The organism is Burkholderia sp. Ax-1720, from assembly GCF_011753035.1.
In the GTDB taxonomy this organism is placed as follows: domain Bacteria; phylum Pseudomonadota; class Gammaproteobacteria; order Burkholderiales; family Burkholderiaceae; genus Burkholderia; species Burkholderia gladioli.
In genome coordinates, this window is sequence record NZ_VWWK01000072.1 from 1 (window position 1) to 17,300 (window position 17,300).

Sequence of the window (17,300 nt, forward strand, 5' to 3'; positions counted from 1 at the left end):
CGCGCGGCTGGCCGCCACCGACGACGCCTTGTCGGCGGTCTGCGTGGCGCCGCCGATCGCCCAGACGATCCGGCCCGACCGCGGCGCCGAGCTGCTGGCGCCGCGGCTCGCGCGCTACCGGCGCCTGTACCGGCTGCTGCGCGAGGAATTCGCGCGCGGCGACTGATCAAGCGGCGAAGCGTCATGAAGCGGAAACCTCGCCGGGCGGCGAACCCCGCGCTGGCGCGGCTGAATCATCTGCCGCTGCCGGCGCCCTATGTCAGGCAGGCCTCGCTGGCCAATCACCTGGCCTTCGAGGCCTGCTGCGCGGCAGCCGGCAATCGGCACGCGCTGAACCGGATGAGCGGCATGCTCTATCTCGGTTACCTGATCTGGGAAGCCGAGGGCGAGCCCGGGCCGGCCGATTGCTTCCATGCCGCCGAGGCGGTGCTCGACGCGGCCGTGCAGCGCGCCGAGGGCTCCGGCATCTGGCGGCTCGAACCGCCGGATCGCGCCGCGCTGACCGGCCTGCTGTGCCTGCACGACGCGCAGCTCGCCACGATCCCGACCCGCGTCTACCTGGGCGCGATGAGCCGGCTCGAACGCCTGCTGCACGATGGCGAGCCGATGTCCCCGCTGCCGGAGCGAGGGCAGGCAAACGGCCTTTCCGGCGATCCAGGCAGGAGGCAATCATGAAGACGGCATTCGATTTTCATAACCGGCGCGTGCTCGTGACGGGCGCATCGAGCGGGATCGGCCAGGCCTGCGTCGAGGCGCTGGCGCAGGCGGGCGCGCAGGTGGTGGCGGCAGCCCGCAATGGCCAGGCGCTGGACGCCCTGGCGGCGCGCACCGGTTGCGACATGCTGCGGCTCGATGTCGGTGCCGACGAACGCGCCATCGACGCGGCGCTCGCGCCGCTGGCCGGCTTCGACGGCCTGGTCAATTGCGCGGGGATCGCCTCGCTCGAGACGGCGCTCGAGGTGAGCGCCGCCAGCTTCGATACGGTGATGGCGGTGAATGCGCGCGGGGCGGCGCTGGTGGCGCGTGCCGTGGCACGCGGGATGCTGGAGCGGGAACGCCTGCCCGATCGCGGGCGCGGCAGCATCGTCAATGTCTCGAGCCAGGCCGCGCTGGTCGGGCTGCCGGCACATTTGAGCTACTGCGCCTCGAAGGCCGCGCTCGACGCGATCACGCGCGTGCTGTGCCTGGAACTGGGCCCGCAAGGGATTCGCGTCAACAGCGTCAATCCGACCGTGACGCTCACGCCGATGGCGCAGTTCGCCTGGAGCGATCCGGCCAGGCGCGCGCCGATGCTGGCGGCGATCCCGCTGGGGCGTTTCGCCGAACCGGCCGAGGTGGTGGCGCCGATCCTGTTCCTGCTCAGCGATGCGGCCGCGATGATCAGCGGCGTCTCGCTGCCGGTGGACGGCGGTTATACCGCTTGCTGAGATACGAGCGGCGCGCGCCGCCGGCCCGATTCCGCCTGAGCCGGCCCGCGCGCGCCGTGCGTGATGGGGCTATCGCGCCGCGGTCGCCGCGCGCAGCTCGCCCTTGCCGACGTGCTCGTGCAGGCCACGATCGAGCCGCCCGGCATCGCCGCGCCGCACGATCTTCAGCACGCAGAAGCCCGACAACAGCGCCGCCGCCGTGTACTGCAGCGCGAGCGGCCACCATTGCGGGGCGCTGTTCTGCGCGATCACGGTGGCGACCAGCGGCGTCAGGCCGCCGGCCAGCGCGCCGCAGACCTGGTACGAGATCGAGATCGCCGTGTAGCGGATCCGCGCCGCGAACATGCCGCTGACGAAGCCCGCCACCACCGCGTAGTAACCCGATTCGGCCAGCGTCGCGAGGCCGATGCCGAGCGTGATGCTCAGCGGCGTGCCGGCATGCACCAGCGGCAGCATGACGAAGGGCACCACGGCGGCCCAGGCGGCCGTGGCCAGCAGCACGCGATTGGTGCCGAAGCGCTGCGCCACCCAGGCCGCGCCGAGCTGCACCACGAACTGCAGGCCCGCCACGATGGTCATGCAATGCAGCACCATCGAGCGATCCAGCGACAGGAACTGGGTCGCGTAGCTGATCATGAAGATGTTGCTGAAATAGACGCCGGCGATGCCGTAGACGTTCGCGCCGATCGCGAGCAACAGCAGCGGCCACTGGCGCAGCGCCTCGCGCACCGGGTTGGCCGCCATCTCGCCGCTCGCCTTGACCTCGATGAACTCGGGCGACTCCGACACGCTCGCGCGAATCGCGAAGCCCACCACCAGCAGCACCGCGCTGGCCAGGAAGGGCAGGCGCCAGCCCCAGCTCATCAGGTCTTCCTTCGGCAAGGTGCTGATCGCGCCGAAGGCCACCATCGACAGGATCAGGCCGCTGGCGCTGCCCAGTTGCGCGAACGAGGCGAAGAAGGTGCGCTTGCCTTCCGGCGCGTGCTCGCCGGCCAGCAGCACCGCGCCGCCCCATTCGCCGCCCACCGCGATGCCCTGCAGCACGCGCATCAGCACCAGCAGCACCGGCGCCAGCGCGCCGGCCTGCGCGTAGGTCGGCAGCAGGCCGATCGCCACCGTGGCGATGGCCATCAGCAGCAGGGTGGCCAGCAGCGAGCGCTTGCGGCCGTAGCGATCGCCGAGATAGCCGAACAGCAGGCCACCGAGCGGGCGCGCGAAGAAGCCCACCGCGAACGAGCCGAACGAGGCGAGCAGGCTGACGAGACGGCTTTCGCCGGGGAAGAACAGCGGGCCGAACACGATGGCGGCCGCCGTGGCGTAGCTGTAGAAGTCGTACCACTCGATGGTGGTGCCGACGAACGACGCGAGTGCCGCCCGCCGAGGTTGCCTGACCGGCGTTTGCGTGTGCATCTTGACATCTCCTCCTGGTTCTTCTGGTGCTGGCTGGTGCGGCGCTGGCCGGTTAGTCGCGATACTTGACGCCCGGGAACGCGCAGAGCAGTTCGTAGGCGATGTTCGCGCCGAGCAGCGCGGTGGTGCCGAACGGATCGTAGGGCGGGGCCACTTCCACCAGGTCGGCGCCGACGATGTTCAGGCCGTAGGTACCCCGAACGATCTCGAGCGCCTGCGGCACGGTCAGGCCGGCGATCTCGGGCGTGCCGGTGCCGGGCGCGTAGGCCGGGTCGATGCCGTCGATGTCGAAGCTGATGTAGACCGGCGTGTCGCCGATCTGCTCGCGCACCTCGCGCATCAGCGGTGCCAGCGACTGGTTCCAGCAGGCCTCGGCCTGCACCACGCGAAAGCCCTGCTGGCGGCACCAGTCGAAATCCTCGGCGGCGTAGCCGGTGCCGCGCAGGCCGATCTGCACCACCCGGTCGGTGGCCAGCAGGCCTTCCTCGACGGCGCGGCGGAACGGCGTGCCGTGCGCGATCTTCTCGCCCATCATGGTGTCGTTGACGTCGGCGTGCGCATCGACGTGGATCAATGCGACCTTGCCGTGCTTGCGGTGGATCGCGCGCAGGATCGGCAGCGCGATGGTGTGGTCGCCGCCGAGCGTGATCGGCTTGCAGTCGTGCGCGAGGATCGCGTCGTAGGCCGCCTCGATGCGGGCGATCGAGTCGTGCAGGTTGTAGGGGTTGATCGCCACGTCGCCGACGTCGGCGATGCGCAGCGAATCGAAGGGCGCCGCGCGCGTGGCCATGTTGTAGGGGCGCAGCAGCACCGATTCCGAGCGGATCTGGCGCGGGCCGAAGCGCGCGCCGGTGCGGTTCGACGTGCCCAGGTCGAAGGGCACGCCGACGAAGCAGACGTCGAGGCCGGCCGCGTCCTGCACGTGCGGCAGGCGCATCATGGTGGCGATGCCGCCGCTGCGCGGCATTTCGTTGCCGCCGAGCGGCTGGAAGTAGCGGGAATCGTTCATGGGGAGCTGTCTCGTTGATTCTGTTTCGTGTGGATCGATAGCCGCCGTATCATTCGACGCGGCGCGACGCACAGTTGTACGCGCTTTGCCGGGCTGGAAAAATGCCAAGGTTTCGACGTCAACATCGATCGGAATCGATGTAAACAAGGGAGTCATTCGTGCTGGGGAATCTGTCGACGCTGGATCTGCGCCTGATCCGGGTGTTTCTCGCGGTGGCCGACGCGGGCGGCGTGACCGCCGCGCAGGCGGTGCTCAACGTCGGCCAGTCGACCATCAGCGCCCAGTTGTCGTCGCTCGAGACGCGCCTGGGCTACCGGCTCTGCGAGCGCGGCCGCAGCGGCTTCCGGCTCACGCCCAAGGGCGAGCGCTTCCAGGCCATGAGCCGCAAGCTGCTGGTGGCGCTCGACGAGTTCGGCGGCGCCGCGCGCCACATGGACAAGCAACTGGTGGGCACGCTCAACATCGGCCTGATCGGCCACACGCCGATCAGCCAGAACGCGCGGATCGCCGAGGCGATCGCCGCGTTCCGCACCCGCGACGAGGCCGTGAAGTTCTCGATCTCGGTGCGCCCGCCGGGCGACCTGGAGGAAAAGCTGCTCGGCGACGAGATCCAGATCGCGGTCGGCTATTTCTGGCATCGCGTGCCGGTGCTCGACTACACGCCGCTGTTCGTCGAGCGGCAGGTGGCCTATTGCGGGCGCGGACACGCGCTGTTCGCGCAGGCCGGCGCCCTGGCCGCCGCCGACGTGGCCGGCCACGAATGGGCCTGGCGGACCTACCCGCTGCCCGAGGCGCAGCTCTCGACCTCGCCCGACCGCGTGACCGGCACCGCCGACAACATGGAGGCGGTGGCGCTGCTGATCCTCTCGGGGCACCACCTCGGCTACCTGCCCGAGCATTTCGCGGCGCCCTATGTCGCCCAGGGGCTGCTGGCGCCGCTCAATCCCGAGTTGCTCAACTACGACGTGACCTTCCACATGGTGGTGGCGCGCCGGGCGAAAAAGGACCCGATCGTGGCCGCCTTCCTCGAGGACCTGGCCAGCGCCCACCTGCGCGTGCCGGTTGCGCGCTGAATCTTCGCGGGCCGCGCTCCCAAGGGCGGCTCGTCTCCTTTCGCCGCCGCCGCGTCCCGCTCGGCCCGCTCAGCCGATCGGCAGGCCCTCGTCGGCCTTGACCTCGCGCAGCGACAGCACCGATTCCACCGAAGTGACGCCCGGCAGCACACGCAGCGCGTCGCGCACGAAGCTGCCGTAGTCGTCGAGGTCGCGCCCGATCACCTGCAGCAGGTAGTCGGCCGAGCCCGACACGTTGTGGCAGGAGAGGATGCGCGGCATCGCCATCACCTCGCGCTCGAAGCGGTCGGCGAGGCTGCGGTCGTGCACGGCGATGCGCAGCAGCACGAAGGCCACCACGCCGTAGCCGAGCCGCTTGCGCGATAGCTGGCCGCGATAGCGCTCCACGTAGCCTTCGGTTTCGAGCCGCTTCAGGCGGCGCGCGCAGGGCGTCTCGCTGAGGCCGACCGAATCGGCGAGGCGGGCGATCGGGATGCGGCCGTCGCGCTGCACCGCGGCGAGGATGGCGCGATCGGTTTTGTCGAGCTCGTTCATGGTGGGAGGGGATTCCTTCGTTAGATCTCGGGAATATAGAGGAATCACGCTCGGATGTGGGTGGAGCCGTCCGTAAATGGCTCAAAAACACTCCGGCGACACGGGCAAGATGGAAGCCGTTTCCAGCGTGGCCCGGCGCCGCGCGAGACCTGTCCAACCGTTTCCTGGCCGTCTTCCCGCACCATGATTTCGCTCCACCTGCTTGCCCTCTACGTTGCGGCGCTGGCCGCCATCTATGCCTTGCCCGGCCCCGACATGGCGCTGCTGCTGCAGACCGGCATCAACCGCGGGATGCGCCCCGGTTTCGCGGCGGCCGCCGGGCTCGGCATCGCGCGCGCCGTGCATGTGACGCTGTCGGCCTGCGGGGTGGCGGCCCTGCTGCGCACCGCGCCCTGGCTCTACGACCTGGTGCGTTACGGCGGCGCGGCCTACCTGGCCTATGTGGCCTGGCAGATCTTCCGCTCGCCGCCGTTCGCCATGAGCGCGGCGGCGGCAGCCGGCACGGCGCGCAGCGGCGCGTTGCGGCAGGCTTTCGTGAAAGGCTTGCTGACCAACCTGCTGAACCCCAAGGCGCTGCTGTTCTGCTCGGTGCTGCTGCCGCAGTTCGTGCGGCCCGAGGCGGGTTCGGTCGGCTTGCAGGTCAGCCTGCTCGGCGCGCTGCTGGTGGCTACCGGCATCGTCTTCGATTCGGCCTATGTGAGCGGCGCCTCGCGGATCGCGGCCTGGATGCGCGCGCATCCGCTGGCGCAGACGGTGCAGCGCTATACCTTCGCGCTCGCGCTGTTCGCGTTCGCGGCGCGGCTGTCGATGGATTGAGGACGGCCGGGCGCCGGCTTGTGCTGCGCCAGGCTCGCCGCCTCGAACTCGCGTTCTGATTGCCCGGGTCGACCAGCGGCTTGCCGCCCCGCCAGCCGCCCCGGCTATGCGCGCTCTCCCGCCTGTCGCTCCAGCACCCGGATCCGCGACAGCAACTCGTCCCGATCCACGTAGCAGCCCTGGAAATGCCGCGCGCCGCTGGCCGGATCGAAGGCATCGCGCGCGTGCAGCACGCGCCGGTTGTCGAAGCACCAGGCGCGGCCGGCCTCCAGGCGCATCCGGAAGCGGAAGCGCGGCTCGCGCGTCATCGCCAGGAAGCGCCGATAGGCGCGGTAATAATCCTCCATCCGCTCGGCCTCGACATCGAAGGCGCCGCGCAGGAAGTTCGCGCAGCGGACCTCGGCGATCTCGCCGAGCGCATCGAGCGCGATCACCGGCGCGATGCATCGATAGTCGCTGCGCCGATCCTTGTTGCGAAACTCGACCGGCACCTCGCAGAGCAGCCGGTATAGATCCGGCGCTTCCTCGCGCATCGCCTCGGCGATCGCGAAGCCGTCGACGAAGCTGCTGTCGCCGCCGCGCGCGTCGTTGACCAGCGCATGCAGGAACTGCAGCCCCGGCTGCAACTCGCGCGTCGGCAAATCGGTGTGCAGCGGCAGGTTGAACGCGGTATAGGCATTGCTATCGGCATCGAGCTTGGAGCGCACGTCGAACAGCGTGCCGAAGTTGGTTTCGCGCACGAAGGCGAAGCGCGCGACCAGGCGCGCCAGCGTGCCCGGCTCGGTTGGCATGCCGCGCAACTGCGTGAGCCCGACATCGCGCGCCGCGCCCAGCCAGGCCAGCAGCGTCGCGTCGTCCTCCATCACCGCGTCGTGCTCGAACACCGGCAGCGCCAGCCCGGCGCGCCAGCGTTGCGGCCGGGCGCGCGCCCGGCGGCGCTCGGCGCGCGAGGCGGCGTCGTAGGCATGCGCGCGCAGCCAGCCCGGATCGAAGCGGCTCGCGTGGCCATCGGCCCAGCGCACCGCGAGCGCACCGCCTTCGTCCACCCAGGCTTGCGTTGGGCGCAGGTCCTCGGGCGCGTCGACGATCTCGAATACCTGCTCGCGCGTCACGGCATACACGCAGTCGGGGCAGGGGCAGTTGTCGCGCAGCCAGGGATGGTGGAACGGGCTGAGGCGCCCGTCGCCCCAGGTCACGGCCAGGTGGCCGGCTTCCATTCGAACGGCTTGCAGCGGGCTGACCAGGGGATAGATGCGGTAATCGGCGATCGTGTTCATGGTGAAAGGCTTCCGGAAGCGGGCGGGGATCGGCAGAGCCGTGAGGCGCGGCGAACGCGAGCTCACGCGTTGCCGATCTTCAGGCCGCCGCCGGCTGTGCTACAAACGATGTTTTCGTCGCCAGGTATTACCTGCAATCATGAATAAGCTCGGCAAGTCGCTGCCCCCGCTGGCCAGCCTGCTGCCCTTCGAGGCGGCCGCCCGCCTGGGCAGTTTCTCGCGCGCGGCCGCCGAGCTGCATTTGACCCAGGCCGCGGTCAGCCGGCAGATCCTCGCGCTCGAGCAGGACCTCGGCGTGCGGCTGTTCGAGCGCCGCAACCGCGGGGTCTTCCTGAGCGCCGCCGGGCAGGAATTTCATATGACCCTGGGTAATGCATTGCGCAGCATCGCGGCCGATGCCGACCGCCTGCGCGGGGTGGCCGCCGACAACGAGGTGGTGCTGCTCTGCCAGCTCAGCGAGGCGTTCCACTGGCTGATGCCGCGTCTGTCGAGTTTTCACCAGCGCTGCCCCGAGGTCGCCCTGAAGCTGGCCACCACCACCCGCCCGCTGGTCGAATTCGAAGGCCATTTCGATCTCGCCCTGCAGAGCAGCAATCGCGACAGCGGCCTGCATCCGCTGCTGTTCACCGCCTCGGACGAGGTGTTCCCGGTCTGCAGCCCCGCCTACCTGAAACGTCACGGCGGCCGTGTCGAGCCGGGCCGGCTCGGCGGCCACGTGCTGCTGCACCATCACGCGAGGCCGCCTTACCAGCTCGAATGGGATACCTGGCTGGCCGCCGCCGGCCATGCGCTGCCGGCCGACGCGCGCGGCCTGGTGTTCGACAGTTACGCGCTGATGCTGCAGGCCGCCGTCGAGGGACATGGCCTGGCCATCGGCTGGCGGCGCACCTCGGGACGCATGATCGAAAACGGCACGCTGGTCGCGCCGTGCAACGAATCGATCCGGCTGCCCGACGCCATCGCGGTGCATCGGCGCCACGGCCTGATCGAGCGCCCCGAGCTCGCGCGCTTCGTCGAATGGCTGCGCGAGGAACTGGCCGGACCCGATTGATCGGGCGGCAACGGTTTGTTGCATTTGTTGCTTTCCACAAGGCTCCGGCGCCCGGAAACGCGCGCGCGAGTTTGCCGCCACTGCTTTACACTCGTCTGGCCGTTCATATCCAGATCGATCGATTGCGGCGTCGCTGAGAGGACGCCGTCAACCTGCCGGAACCGAGTCGGGCAGGGCAGGTCGGATTTTCCGTAGTCCGTGCAACACGGTATCTAGGAGGGTCACAACATGGCAAGGCATCTTCACGCCGGCAGCGAACCTAAGGTCATCACGGAATCGAAGTGCATCGGCGCATGCGATCCCGCCGAGCGGATCCACGTGACGGTGATGCTGCGACGCGAGGGAGAACAGGCGCTCGACGCGCTGGTCGACAAGCTCGCCAGCGGCGACCCGGCCGCCAAGCCGGTATCGCGCGAGGATTTCGCCAAGCGTTTCGGCGCCAGGGCGGACGACATCCAGCACACCGAGGCGTTCGCCAAGCGCCACCAGCTGACGGTGGAGCGCGTCGATCCGGTGCAGAGCGTGGTGGAGCTGGCCGGCACCATCGCCCAGTTCGAGAATGCGTTCAGCGTCAAGCTCGAGAAGTACGAACATCATGCGATCGGCCCGTTCCGCGCGCGTACCGGCGCGATCGCGCTGCCCGACGAGTTGCACGACGCGGTCACCGCCGTGCTCGGCCTCGACACGCGCCCGCAGGCGCATCCCCACTTCCGCTTCCGTCCCCCGTTCCAGCCCGCGCGCAGCGGCGCCGGCACCTCGTATACGCCGCTGCAACTGGCCTCGATCTACAACTTCCCGGAAGGCGACGGCGCGGGCCAGTGCATTGCGCTGGTCGAGCTCGGCGGCGGTTATCGCGCGGCCGACATCCGGCAATATTTCGAGCAGCTCGGCGTCAAGGCGCCGAAGCTGGTCGACGTCAGCGTCAACGGCGGGCGCAACGCGCCGACCGACGATCCGAACGGCCCCGACGGCGAAGTCGCGCTCGACATCGAGGTGGCCGGCGCGATTGCGCCGGGCGCGACCATCGCGGTCTATTTCGCGGGCAACAGCGACGCGGGCTTCATCCAGTCGGTCAACCAGGCGATCCACGACAGCACCAACCGCCCCTCGGTGGTGTCGATCAGCTGGGGCGGCCCGGAAGCCTCGTGGACGCAACAATCGATCACCGCGTTCAACAACGTGCTGAAGACGGCCGCCTCGCTCGGCGTGACGGTCTGCGCGGCCTCGGGCGACAGCGGCTCGAGCGACGGGCTGCAGGACGGTTCGAACCATGTCGACTTCCCGGCCTCGAGCCCCTACGTGCTGGCCTGCGGCGGCACCACGCTGGACGCGCAGGCCGGGCAGGGGATCCGTCGCGAGGTGGTATGGAACGACGAGGCGGCCAGCGGCGGCGCGGGCGGCGGCGGCGTCAGCGCGGTGTTCCCGGCGCCCTCGTACCAGAAGGGGCTGTCGGCCAAGGCGACCGGCGGCGGCAGCACGCCGCTGAGCCAGCGCGGCGTGCCCGATGTGGCGGGCGATGCCTCGCCGACCACCGGCTACATCATCTCGATCGCGGGCACCTCCGCCGTGCTGGGCGGCACCAGCGCGGTGGCGCCGCTGTGGGCGGCGCTGATCGCGCGCATCAACGCGAACGGCAAGAGCCCGGTGGGCTGGGCCAATCCCAAGCTCTACGCGCAGCCGGGCGCGTTCCACGACATCACGCAGGGCAACAACGGCGCGTTCGCGGCGTCCGAGGGCTGGGACGCCTGCACGGGGCTCGGCAGCCCCGACGGCGCGAAGGTGGCGGCCGCGCTGCAAGGCGGCTCGGGCGGCTCGCGGTAGGGCCGCGCAACAGGCAGATAGGGCAGATAGGCAGGAGCGAGCCGCGGGCGAGCCGGCGCATGGGTGCCGGCCTGCTCGCGGCGAGTGGCGTCGCTGCGCAGGCGGCAGGAAGAGGGCAACACGAGGGCAGGACCGTCGAGATCGGCGGCATGGCAAGGATCACCAGCACAGGACCAGCACCACAAGATCAAGCGCGGTTCATTCAAGCACGTTCGATAAAACCAGAAGGAGCGGCACGATGAGCAACCAATCGGGATCTTCGTCAAGCGGCGGCACCTACCCGCTGCATCATGGCGCGCACAATTCGCACGGCGTGCCGCCGACCGTCAATCCGGTCGCGCTCGCGCACGGCCGCGACCAACCCTTCTTCGATCCGGTCGCCTACGGCAACGGTCCCGACGATTCGGTCACCGACACCACCGAGGGCGAGGCCGTCACGCATCACACCATGACGCTCGACGGCAAGCGGATCGCCTACACGGCCAGCGCCGGGCATCTGGTGACGGTCGACCCGAGCAGCTCGCAGCCCAACGCGAAGCTGTTCTACGTGGCCTTCACGCAGGACGGGCAGAAGGAGGAGGCGCGCCCCGTCACCTTCTTCTACAACGGCGGACCGGGTTCGTCGTCGGTGTTCGTGCTGCTCGGCTCGTTCGCGCCGCGCCGCATCCGCACCTCGATGCCGAGCTTCACGCCGCCGGCGCCGTACCAGATGGAGGACAACCCGGACAGCCTGCTCGACAAGAGCGACCTGGTGTTCGTGAACCCGGTCGGCACCGGCTATTCGGCGGCCGTGGCGCCGTTCAAGAATCGCAACTTCTGGGGCGTCGACGAGGATGCCGATTCGCTCAAGCAGTTCATCAAGCGCTACCTGACGAAGAACAATCGCTGGAATTCGCCGAAGTACCTGTACGGCGAGTCCTACGGCACCGCGCGCAGCTGCGTGCTGGCCTACAAGCTGCACGAGGACGGCGTCGACCTGAACGGCATCACGCTGCAATCCTCGATCCTCGACTATCGCCAGGCCGGCAACCCGGTGGGCGCGCTGCCGACCGCCGCCGCCGATGCCTGGTACCACAAGCGGCTCGGCGTGACGCCCACGCCCACCGATCTCGGCGCCTTCGTCGAGGAGGTCGCGCAGTTCGCGCGCACCGACTACCTGGAGGCGCTGCGCAAGTTCCCGCAGACCGAGGCGGCGGTGGTGCAGAAGCTGTCCGAATACACCGGCATCGACACCGCCACGCTGCTGTCCTGGAGCCTCGACGTGGCCGGCTACGACGCGCGCGGCAACTCGGTGTTCCTGACCACGCTGTTGCGCGCGCAAGGGCTTTCGCTGGGTTCCTACGACGGGCGCGTGACGGCGATCTCCTCGGGCATCGCCGGCAATATCGATCCGAACTCCGGCGGCAACGACCCGACCATGACGGCTGTGACCGGCGTCTACACGGCGATGTGGAATTCGTATCTGAACGAGCAGTTGAAGTACACCTCGAACTCCGCGTTCACCGACCTCAACGACCAGGCCTTCGCGAACTGGGACTTCAAGCACACCGATCCGACCGGCGCGCAGGTGGGCCTGGACGACAAGGGCAACGTGGTGCTCTACACGGCCGGCGACCTGGCCGCGGTGATGGCGCTCAACGTCGATCTGAAGGTGCTGTCGGCGAACGGGCTCTACGACTTCGTCACGCCCTTCTACCAGACCGTGCTCGACCTGCAGCAGATGCCGCTCGAGGATGCCGGCGTGCGCAAGAACCTGTCGGCGCGTTTTTATCCTTCCGGGCACATGGTCTACCTGGACGGCGGCTCGCGCACCGCGCTCAAGCGCGACGTCGCGGCGATGTACGAGCACACCGTGGCGGATATCGGCGCGGTGATGCGGATTCGCGCGCTGCAGGCGAAGAAACGCGGCGGCTGAGCATCGCGTCCGCGTGAATGACGGGAAGTGGATGAAGGCCGGGCCTCGCATCGCGCGAGGCCCGGTTTTTTTGTTGGCGATCGCGGCCGATGGCGCGCGCGAGGCTCGCGCCGCCGGCCGCGCTCAGATCGATTCGCCGAGCGGCGGCTCGCTCGAATGCGCGCGGAATGAAGGATCGCGGCGCCATTGCGTGGCCTGCTCGAAGGCGTAGCCGTAGGCGAGCAGCCTTGCCTCGCTCCAGGCCGGCCCGACGAAGGACAGCCCCACCGGCAGGCCGCGCACGAAGCCGGCCGGCACCGTCAGGTGCGGATAACCGGCTACCGCGGCGGGCTGCGAGAAGCCGTCGCCGGCGCTGTCGCCGTTGACGAAGTCGGTCAGCCAGGCGGTGCCGCCGGTGGGCGCGATGATCGCGTCGAGGCGGTGCTGGCGGAACGCGTGGTCGAGGCCATCCTCGCGCGCCTGTTTCGCGCAGCTCGCCAACGCCTTGCGATAGACCTCGCTGTCGAGCCCGCCCAGCGCCTGCGCCTGGACGAACAGCTCCTGGCCGAACCAGGGCATCTCTCGCGCGCGATTTGCCTCGTTCCAGGCGATCAGCCCGGCGAGGTCCTTGATCGGCGCCGCCGGCGCGAACTGCGCCAGCCACAGCGGCAGCGCGTGCTTGAACTCGTGCAGCAGCACGCTCATTTCCTCGTCGCCGACATGCAGCTTGGGCAGCTCGATCGGATCGACGAGGGTGGCGCCCAGCTCGATCAGTTGCGCGATCGCGCGTTCGATCTCGCCGTCGATCTCGTCGTGCGAGGTGAAGTACTCGCGCGCCACGCCGATCCGCGCGCCGCGCAGCGCCCGGCTATCGAGCGCGGCGAGGTAGTCGTCGGGCGGCGGCGCGTCGTGGGTGGCCGCATCGCGCGGGTCGGTGCCGGCGATCGCCGCCAGCAGCCGGGCCGCGTCGGCCACCGTGCGCGTCATCGGGCCGGGCGTGTCCTGCGTGAAGGAGATCGGCACGATGCCGTCGCGGCTCACGCGGCCGACCGTCGGCTTCAGGCCGACGATGCCGTTGATCGAGGCCGGCGAGGTGATCGAACCGTCGGTCTCGGTGCCGATCGCCATCGCGGCGAGGCCGGCCGCCACCGCCGCGGCCGAGCCGGAGCTCGAGCCGCTGGTATTGCGGTCCAGCGCGTGCGGGTTGCGCGTGAGGCCGCCGCGTCCGCTCCAGCCGCTGGTCGAGCGTGTCGAGCGGATGTTGGCCCATTCGCTGAGATTGGTCTTGCCGAGGATCACGGCGCCGGCCTCGCGCAGGCGCGCGACCAGGAAGGCGTCGCGCGTGGCGTGCACGCCGTCGAGCGCGAGCGAGCCCGCCGTGGTGCTCATCCGGTCGCCGGTCGCGAGGTTGTCCTTGATGACCAGCGCCGTGCCGTGCAGCGGGCCGCGCAAGCGGCCGGCGCGGCGCTCGGCGTCGAGCGCGGCCGCGATCGCTCGCGCGTCCGGGTTCAGTTCGATCAGGCTGTTGAGCCGTGGGCCGCGCCGGTCGATCGCGTCGATCCGGTGCAGGTAGTGCGCCAGCGCCGCGCTCGCGTCGAGCCGTGCCGGCGCATCGGCGTTGGCGCCGACGGGCAGGGCCGCGGCGGCCGCGCCCGGTTTCGCGGCGAGGCCGGCGCCGAGGGAAGCCAGGGAAGCGAGGAAGCGGCGTCGTTGCATGATGGGGATCGGTCAACGCGGAAAGCGCAAGCCTACCCGAAGCGCGGCGACGATCAAAAATCCTCGCTTCATGAACAGGAACGCCCGGCCGATCGGCCGGGCGGCTGGAAGGCGCGGGCCCGGCGGATGACCGGGCCGCGCACGCGAGGCGGGGAGTGCCGCGCCGCCGGCTTAGAAGCGATGCAGCATGCCGACGCGCACCACCGTCTGGTTCACGCCCGAGGAGGCGCCGGCCGAGGCGTCGATGATCTGCGCATCGTCGAAGCTGGTGCCGGTATGCGCGCTCACCGCGTGCTGGTAGGCGCCCTGCACGTAGAGCGAGGTGCGCTTGCTGAGGTCGTAGTCGAGCATCAGCGCGAGCTGGTGGTACTTCGGCGTGAAGTCGCCGTCCTGCGCGTGCAGGTGGGCGATCGTGAAGGTGTACGACGCGCCGAGCCAGAACGCCGAATTGAAGTAGTACTGCGAATTGACTTCGATGTTGTCGAACTTCCAGGCGTTCCAGGCCGCGCCGTTCGGCAGCGCGCTGTTGCTGAGCCAGACGTTGCTGGTCGGGTTGTAGACGTCGACGTGCGAATACGAGGCCGCCACCAGCACCTTGGTGAAGCGATAGGACACGGCCGCGCCGATGTTCTGCTCCGAGGAGCCGTTGAACAGGTCGCCCGAGCTGACCGCGCCGGTGCTCGTCGAGCCCTGGTTGTTCATGCGCAGGTAGGAGGCCGCCGCCGTCAGGCCGCCGTTCTGGTAGTTGAGCGTCGCGCCCCACAGCCGGTTGTTCGAGAAGCCGGTGGTGTTGCTGAAGCCGTACATGGCCTCGAAGGTCAGCCCGTTCCAGGTCGGGCTCACGTACTTGACCGAGTTGTTGACGCGGAAATCCCAGTCTTCGTTGTTGTTGTCGAAGGGTACCGTGGCCACGTCGCCGGCCCAGTTGCCGGCGGCCGTCAGCGAGGTATAGCCGAGCGGGTCGATGGTGATGTCGTACTGGCGGCCCAGCGTGACCGTGCCGTAGTGGTCCGAGGCCAGCCCCACGTAAGCCTGGCGACCGAATTCGCTGCTGTCCTGGCCGAGCTTGCCGGTGTTCACGTTGAAGCCGTTCTCGAGCAGGAACACCGCGTGGTTGCCGCCGCCCAGGTCCTCGTTGCCCTTCAGGCCCCAGCGGCTGCCACCGGTGTCGCCGCTGGCGAGCTGGTAGGCCGAGTGGCCGCCGGCGTTGCTGGTGAAGTTGAGGCCTTCGTCGATCAGGCCATACAGCGTCACGCTCGATTGGGCGTGGGCCGTCACGGCGAACAGCGTGGTGACGGCGGCCGCGATGCCGAGGGCGGTGTGCCGGAGCGTAGTGGTTGTCATGAGCTTCCCCTTCCTGATTGGTGGTCGTATCCGGGCTGTCTTGCGACGGATGACGGAGTGTAGGTAGAGGGAAAAACGGGTCGGGCGGGAACCCTGAAACTCAGACTTGCGTTGCCCGCAAGAGCGCGCCGGAGGCCTGACGGTGAAGGGATTTCATGAAATCGATGCGAGCGCGGCCGGGATGTTTCGTTGTATTTACGTTTTCGAACCCTTGACGGCCAATTGTTTCCTGTTCGTTGACGCCTGGCGATGCGATGTGATGCGCAAATGATGCCGCGCGCCGGCGCTGCGACGGGCACCGGCCGGGCGGGCCCGGCGGATCAGCGGATCAACTGGCGCAGGCCGAGCGCGACGATCACGCCGCCGCAGATGCGATCGGCCCAGGCCTTGCCGCGCCGGTAGGCGCTGGCCACTTCCGGGTGCGAGAGCACCACGGCGACGAAGCCGTACCACGAGGAGGCGACCACCAGCACCATCGACAGCATCGCGCCGAAGGTCGGCCAGGTGACGTGGGCGGGCGTGGCCGAGGCGAACACGGCGGCGAAGAAGGCGATCGACTTGGGATTCGCGATATTGGTGGCGACGCCCTGCACGAAGGCGCGGCGATGATCGACCGGGCCGGCCGCCTCGGCGGCGGCGGGGGCCGGCGAGGGCGCTGCCTTCGCGTTCAGCACCAGCCGCGAGCCGAACCAGATCAGGTAGCCGGCGCCGAGCAGCTTGACGGCGATCGCGATCCAGGGGAAGGCGGTGAACACGATGCCGACGCCGAGGATCGCGCAGCTCGCCCAGAACAGGTTGACCGAGACGATGCCGCCCACCATCGCGAGCGCGGCCGCGCGCGTCGAGGAGGCCGCCTTGTGGGCGACCGCGACGAAGTTCGGGCCGGGGATCACCACCCCGACCACGTAGACGGACAGCACCGTCAGCACCGCATGCCAGTCGATCAGCATCTTTCCAGGCTCCCAGCCATCGAGTCGAAGGAACGGCGCGGCGCTCAGGCGGCGGCGCCGGGCCAGTCGTGCAGCGTGTACGGCAGCGCGCGCTTGTGGCGCGTCGCATCGTAGAAGCGCAGCACGGTCTCGTAGACGTGGTCGTCCACCGGCTTGCCTTCCAGGAAATCGTCGATCTGGTCGTAGGTCACGCCGTAGGCGGTCTCGTCCGGCAGCAGCGGGCGCAGCGCCTCGAGGTCGGCGGTCGGCACCTTCATCACCAGCGCGTCGGCGCCGCCCAGGTGGCGGGCCACTGCGCGCACGCGGCGCTTGGTCAGGCCGGCCAGCGGCAGGATGTCCGCGCCGCCGTCGCCGAACTTGGTGAAGAAGCCCATCACCGATTCGGCCGCGTGATCGGTGCCGATCACGATGCCGCGCCGCGCGCCGGCCACCGCGTACTGCGCGATCATGCGCTCGCGCGCCTTGATGTTGCCGTGCACGAAGTCCTGTTGCGCCTCGTCGCGGAACACCAGGCCGCTGGCGGCGGTGGCGGCCAGCATGCCGTCGGCGGCCGGCCGGACGTCGACCGTCAGGTTCTCGTCGGCGGCCACGAAGGCCAGCGCGCGCTGCGCGTCTTCCTCGTCGCGCTGCACGCCGTAGGGCAGGCGCATCGCGATGAAGCGCGCGTCGTAGCCGCTCGCGCGCAGGCGCTCGACGGCCAGTTGGGCGAGACGGCCGGCCGTCGACGAATCGACGCCGCCGCTGATCCCGAGCACGTAGGTGGACAGGCCGGTCGAGCGCAGGTAGTCGGCCAGGAAGCCGATGCGGCGCTCGGCCTCCTCGGCGGCGTCGAAGCTCGGCGCCACCAGCAGTTCGGCGGCAATCGCGCGCTGCCGCGCGGCGTAATCGGGACGGGTCATCACGGTGTAGCTCTCCGGAACGGGGATCGGTCAGACGCGCATCATAAGCGCAATTGCGCGAGGTCGGCGCGATCCCGGG

General features: G+C 69.5%; 15 protein-coding genes and 1 pseudogene. 8 read left to right on the forward strand and 8 right to left on the reverse strand.

Annotation, left to right across the window (positions count from 1 at the left end):
* From F3J18_RS38240 to F3J18_RS20435, 3 genes and pseudogenes are all read left to right on the forward strand, one after another.
* Positions 1–166, forward strand: a pseudogene (locus F3J18_RS38240) (xylulokinase); the annotation flags it as partial.
* A 17-nt stretch (positions 167–183) separates the two neighbouring features.
* Positions 184–675: a hypothetical protein gene (locus F3J18_RS20430; RefSeq protein WP_025100727.1), complete on the forward strand. Its 492-nt coding sequence runs from the start codon at positions 184–186 to the stop codon at positions 673–675.
* A complete protein-coding gene (locus F3J18_RS20435; protein WP_166913872.1) occupies positions 672–1,427 on the forward strand; it encodes an SDR family oxidoreductase in 756 nt (251 codons plus the stop codon). The genes F3J18_RS20430 and F3J18_RS20435 overlap by 4 nt, the downstream gene beginning before the upstream one ends.
* Before the next feature lie 69 nt (positions 1,428–1,496).
* Here the strand turns inward: F3J18_RS20435 and F3J18_RS20440 are convergent, their stop codons facing one another.
* Together F3J18_RS20440 and speB are read right to left on the reverse strand one after the other, a co-directional pair.
* The gene (locus F3J18_RS20440; protein ID WP_166913874.1) at positions 1,497–2,837 is read right to left on the reverse strand and encodes an MFS transporter; all 1,341 of its coding nucleotides are present in this window, start codon (positions 2,835–2,837) and stop codon (positions 1,497–1,499) included.
* Positions 2,838–2,889: 52 nt separating this feature from the next.
* Positions 2,890–3,846 carry an agmatinase gene (speB, locus tag F3J18_RS20445; RefSeq protein WP_036029109.1) on the reverse strand — a complete coding sequence of 319 codons (957 nt, stop codon included), beginning with the start codon at positions 3,844–3,846 and terminating at the stop codon, positions 2,890–2,892.
* A 158-nt stretch (positions 3,847–4,004) separates the two neighbouring features.
* Here speB and F3J18_RS20450 point away from each other — a divergent pair, with 158 nt between their 5' ends.
* The gene (locus tag F3J18_RS20450) at positions 4,005–4,919 is read left to right on the forward strand and encodes a LysR family transcriptional regulator (RefSeq protein ID WP_060000532.1); all 915 of its coding nucleotides are present in this window, start codon (positions 4,005–4,007) and stop codon (positions 4,917–4,919) included.
* Positions 4,920–4,988: 69 nt separating this feature from the next.
* On the opposite strand, the gene F3J18_RS20455 is transcribed toward F3J18_RS20450, so the two are convergent.
* Positions 4,989–5,453, reverse strand: a complete 465-nt coding sequence (locus F3J18_RS20455) for an Lrp/AsnC family transcriptional regulator (protein WP_025100722.1) — start codon at positions 5,451–5,453, stop codon at positions 4,989–4,991.
* A 183-nt stretch (positions 5,454–5,636) separates the two neighbouring features.
* On the opposite strand from F3J18_RS20455, the gene F3J18_RS20460 reads away from it, so the two are divergent.
* Positions 5,637–6,269: a LysE family translocator gene (locus F3J18_RS20460; protein ID WP_025100721.1), complete on the forward strand. Its 633-nt coding sequence runs from the start codon at positions 5,637–5,639 to the stop codon at positions 6,267–6,269.
* A 104-nt stretch (positions 6,270–6,373) separates the two neighbouring features.
* Here the strand turns inward: F3J18_RS20460 and F3J18_RS20465 are convergent, their stop codons facing one another.
* Positions 6,374–7,546, reverse strand: coding sequence for a gamma-butyrobetaine dioxygenase (locus tag F3J18_RS20465; protein WP_166913876.1), 1,173 nt, complete (start codon positions 7,544–7,546; stop codon positions 6,374–6,376).
* Between the two features lie 139 nt (positions 7,547–7,685).
* Between F3J18_RS20465 and F3J18_RS20470 the strand changes: the two genes are divergently transcribed.
* The 3 genes from F3J18_RS20470 (at position 7,686) to F3J18_RS20480 (ending at position 12,333) form a co-directional block, all read left to right on the forward strand.
* A complete protein-coding gene (locus F3J18_RS20470; protein ID WP_166913878.1) occupies positions 7,686–8,597 on the forward strand; it encodes a LysR substrate-binding domain-containing protein in 912 nt (303 codons plus the stop codon).
* Between the two features lie 228 nt (positions 8,598–8,825).
* Positions 8,826–10,418, forward strand: a complete 1,593-nt coding sequence (locus tag F3J18_RS20475; RefSeq protein WP_166913880.1) for a S53 family peptidase — start codon at positions 8,826–8,828, stop codon at positions 10,416–10,418.
* Positions 10,419–10,656: 238 nt separating this feature from the next.
* Positions 10,657–12,333, forward strand: a complete 1,677-nt coding sequence (locus F3J18_RS20480; protein ID WP_166913882.1) for a peptidase S1 — start codon at positions 10,657–10,659, stop codon at positions 12,331–12,333.
* Between the two features lie 123 nt (positions 12,334–12,456).
* Here F3J18_RS20480 and F3J18_RS20485 read toward each other — a convergent pair whose 3' ends face one another.
* From F3J18_RS20485 to nadE, 4 genes are all read right to left on the reverse strand, one after another.
* Positions 12,457–14,028: an amidase gene (locus F3J18_RS20485; protein ID WP_025100716.1), complete on the reverse strand. Its 1,572-nt coding sequence runs from the start codon at positions 14,026–14,028 to the stop codon at positions 12,457–12,459.
* Between the two features lie 171 nt (positions 14,029–14,199).
* Positions 14,200–15,372 (reverse strand): porin, encoded by a 1,173-nt coding sequence (locus tag F3J18_RS20490; protein ID WP_166913884.1) that lies wholly within the window; start codon positions 15,370–15,372, stop codon positions 14,200–14,202.
* Positions 15,373–15,692: 320 nt separating this feature from the next.
* Positions 15,693–16,322 (reverse strand): LysE family translocator, encoded by a 630-nt coding sequence (locus tag F3J18_RS20495; RefSeq protein WP_013689392.1) that lies wholly within the window; start codon positions 16,320–16,322, stop codon positions 15,693–15,695.
* Positions 16,323–16,366: 44 nt separating this feature from the next.
* Positions 16,367–17,221: an ammonia-dependent NAD(+) synthetase gene (nadE, locus tag F3J18_RS20500; protein ID WP_025100713.1), complete on the reverse strand. Its 855-nt coding sequence runs from the start codon at positions 17,219–17,221 to the stop codon at positions 16,367–16,369.
* Positions 17,222–17,300 lie beyond the last annotated feature (79 nt).

Coding starts and splice junctions, on each gene's coding strand:
- F3J18_RS20470 (WP_166913878.1), top strand. CDS start 7,686: ATGAATAAGCTCGGCAAGTCGCTGCCCCCGCTGGCCAGCCTGCTGCCC.
- F3J18_RS20435 (WP_166913872.1), top strand. CDS start 672: ATGAAGACGGCATTCGATTTTCATAACCGGCGCGTGCTCGTGACGGGC.
- F3J18_RS20490 (WP_166913884.1), bottom strand. CDS start 15,372: ATGACAACCACTACGCTCCGGCACACCGCCCTCGGCATCGCGGCCGCC.
- F3J18_RS20485 (WP_025100716.1), bottom strand. CDS start 14,028: ATGCAACGACGCCGCTTCCTCGCTTCCCTGGCTTCCCTCGGCGCCGGC.
- F3J18_RS20465 (WP_166913876.1), bottom strand. CDS start 7,546: ATGAACACGATCGCCGATTACCGCATCTATCCCCTGGTCAGCCCGCTG.
- nadE (WP_025100713.1), bottom strand. CDS start 17,221: ATGACCCGTCCCGATTACGCCGCGCGGCAGCGCGCGATTGCCGCCGAA.
- F3J18_RS20460 (WP_025100721.1), top strand. CDS start 5,637: ATGATTTCGCTCCACCTGCTTGCCCTCTACGTTGCGGCGCTGGCCGCC.
- speB (WP_036029109.1), bottom strand. CDS start 3,846: ATGAACGATTCCCGCTACTTCCAGCCGCTCGGCGGCAACGAAATGCCG.
- F3J18_RS20475 (WP_166913880.1), top strand. CDS start 8,826: ATGGCAAGGCATCTTCACGCCGGCAGCGAACCTAAGGTCATCACGGAA.
- F3J18_RS20455 (WP_025100722.1), bottom strand. CDS start 5,453: ATGAACGAGCTCGACAAAACCGATCGCGCCATCCTCGCCGCGGTGCAG.
- F3J18_RS20430 (WP_025100727.1), top strand. CDS start 184: ATGAAGCGGAAACCTCGCCGGGCGGCGAACCCCGCGCTGGCGCGGCTG.
- F3J18_RS20440 (WP_166913874.1), bottom strand. CDS start 2,837: ATGCACACGCAAACGCCGGTCAGGCAACCTCGGCGGGCGGCACTCGCG.
- F3J18_RS20495 (WP_013689392.1), bottom strand. CDS start 16,322: ATGCTGATCGACTGGCATGCGGTGCTGACGGTGCTGTCCGTCTACGTG.
- F3J18_RS20480 (WP_166913882.1), top strand. CDS start 10,657: ATGAGCAACCAATCGGGATCTTCGTCAAGCGGCGGCACCTACCCGCTG.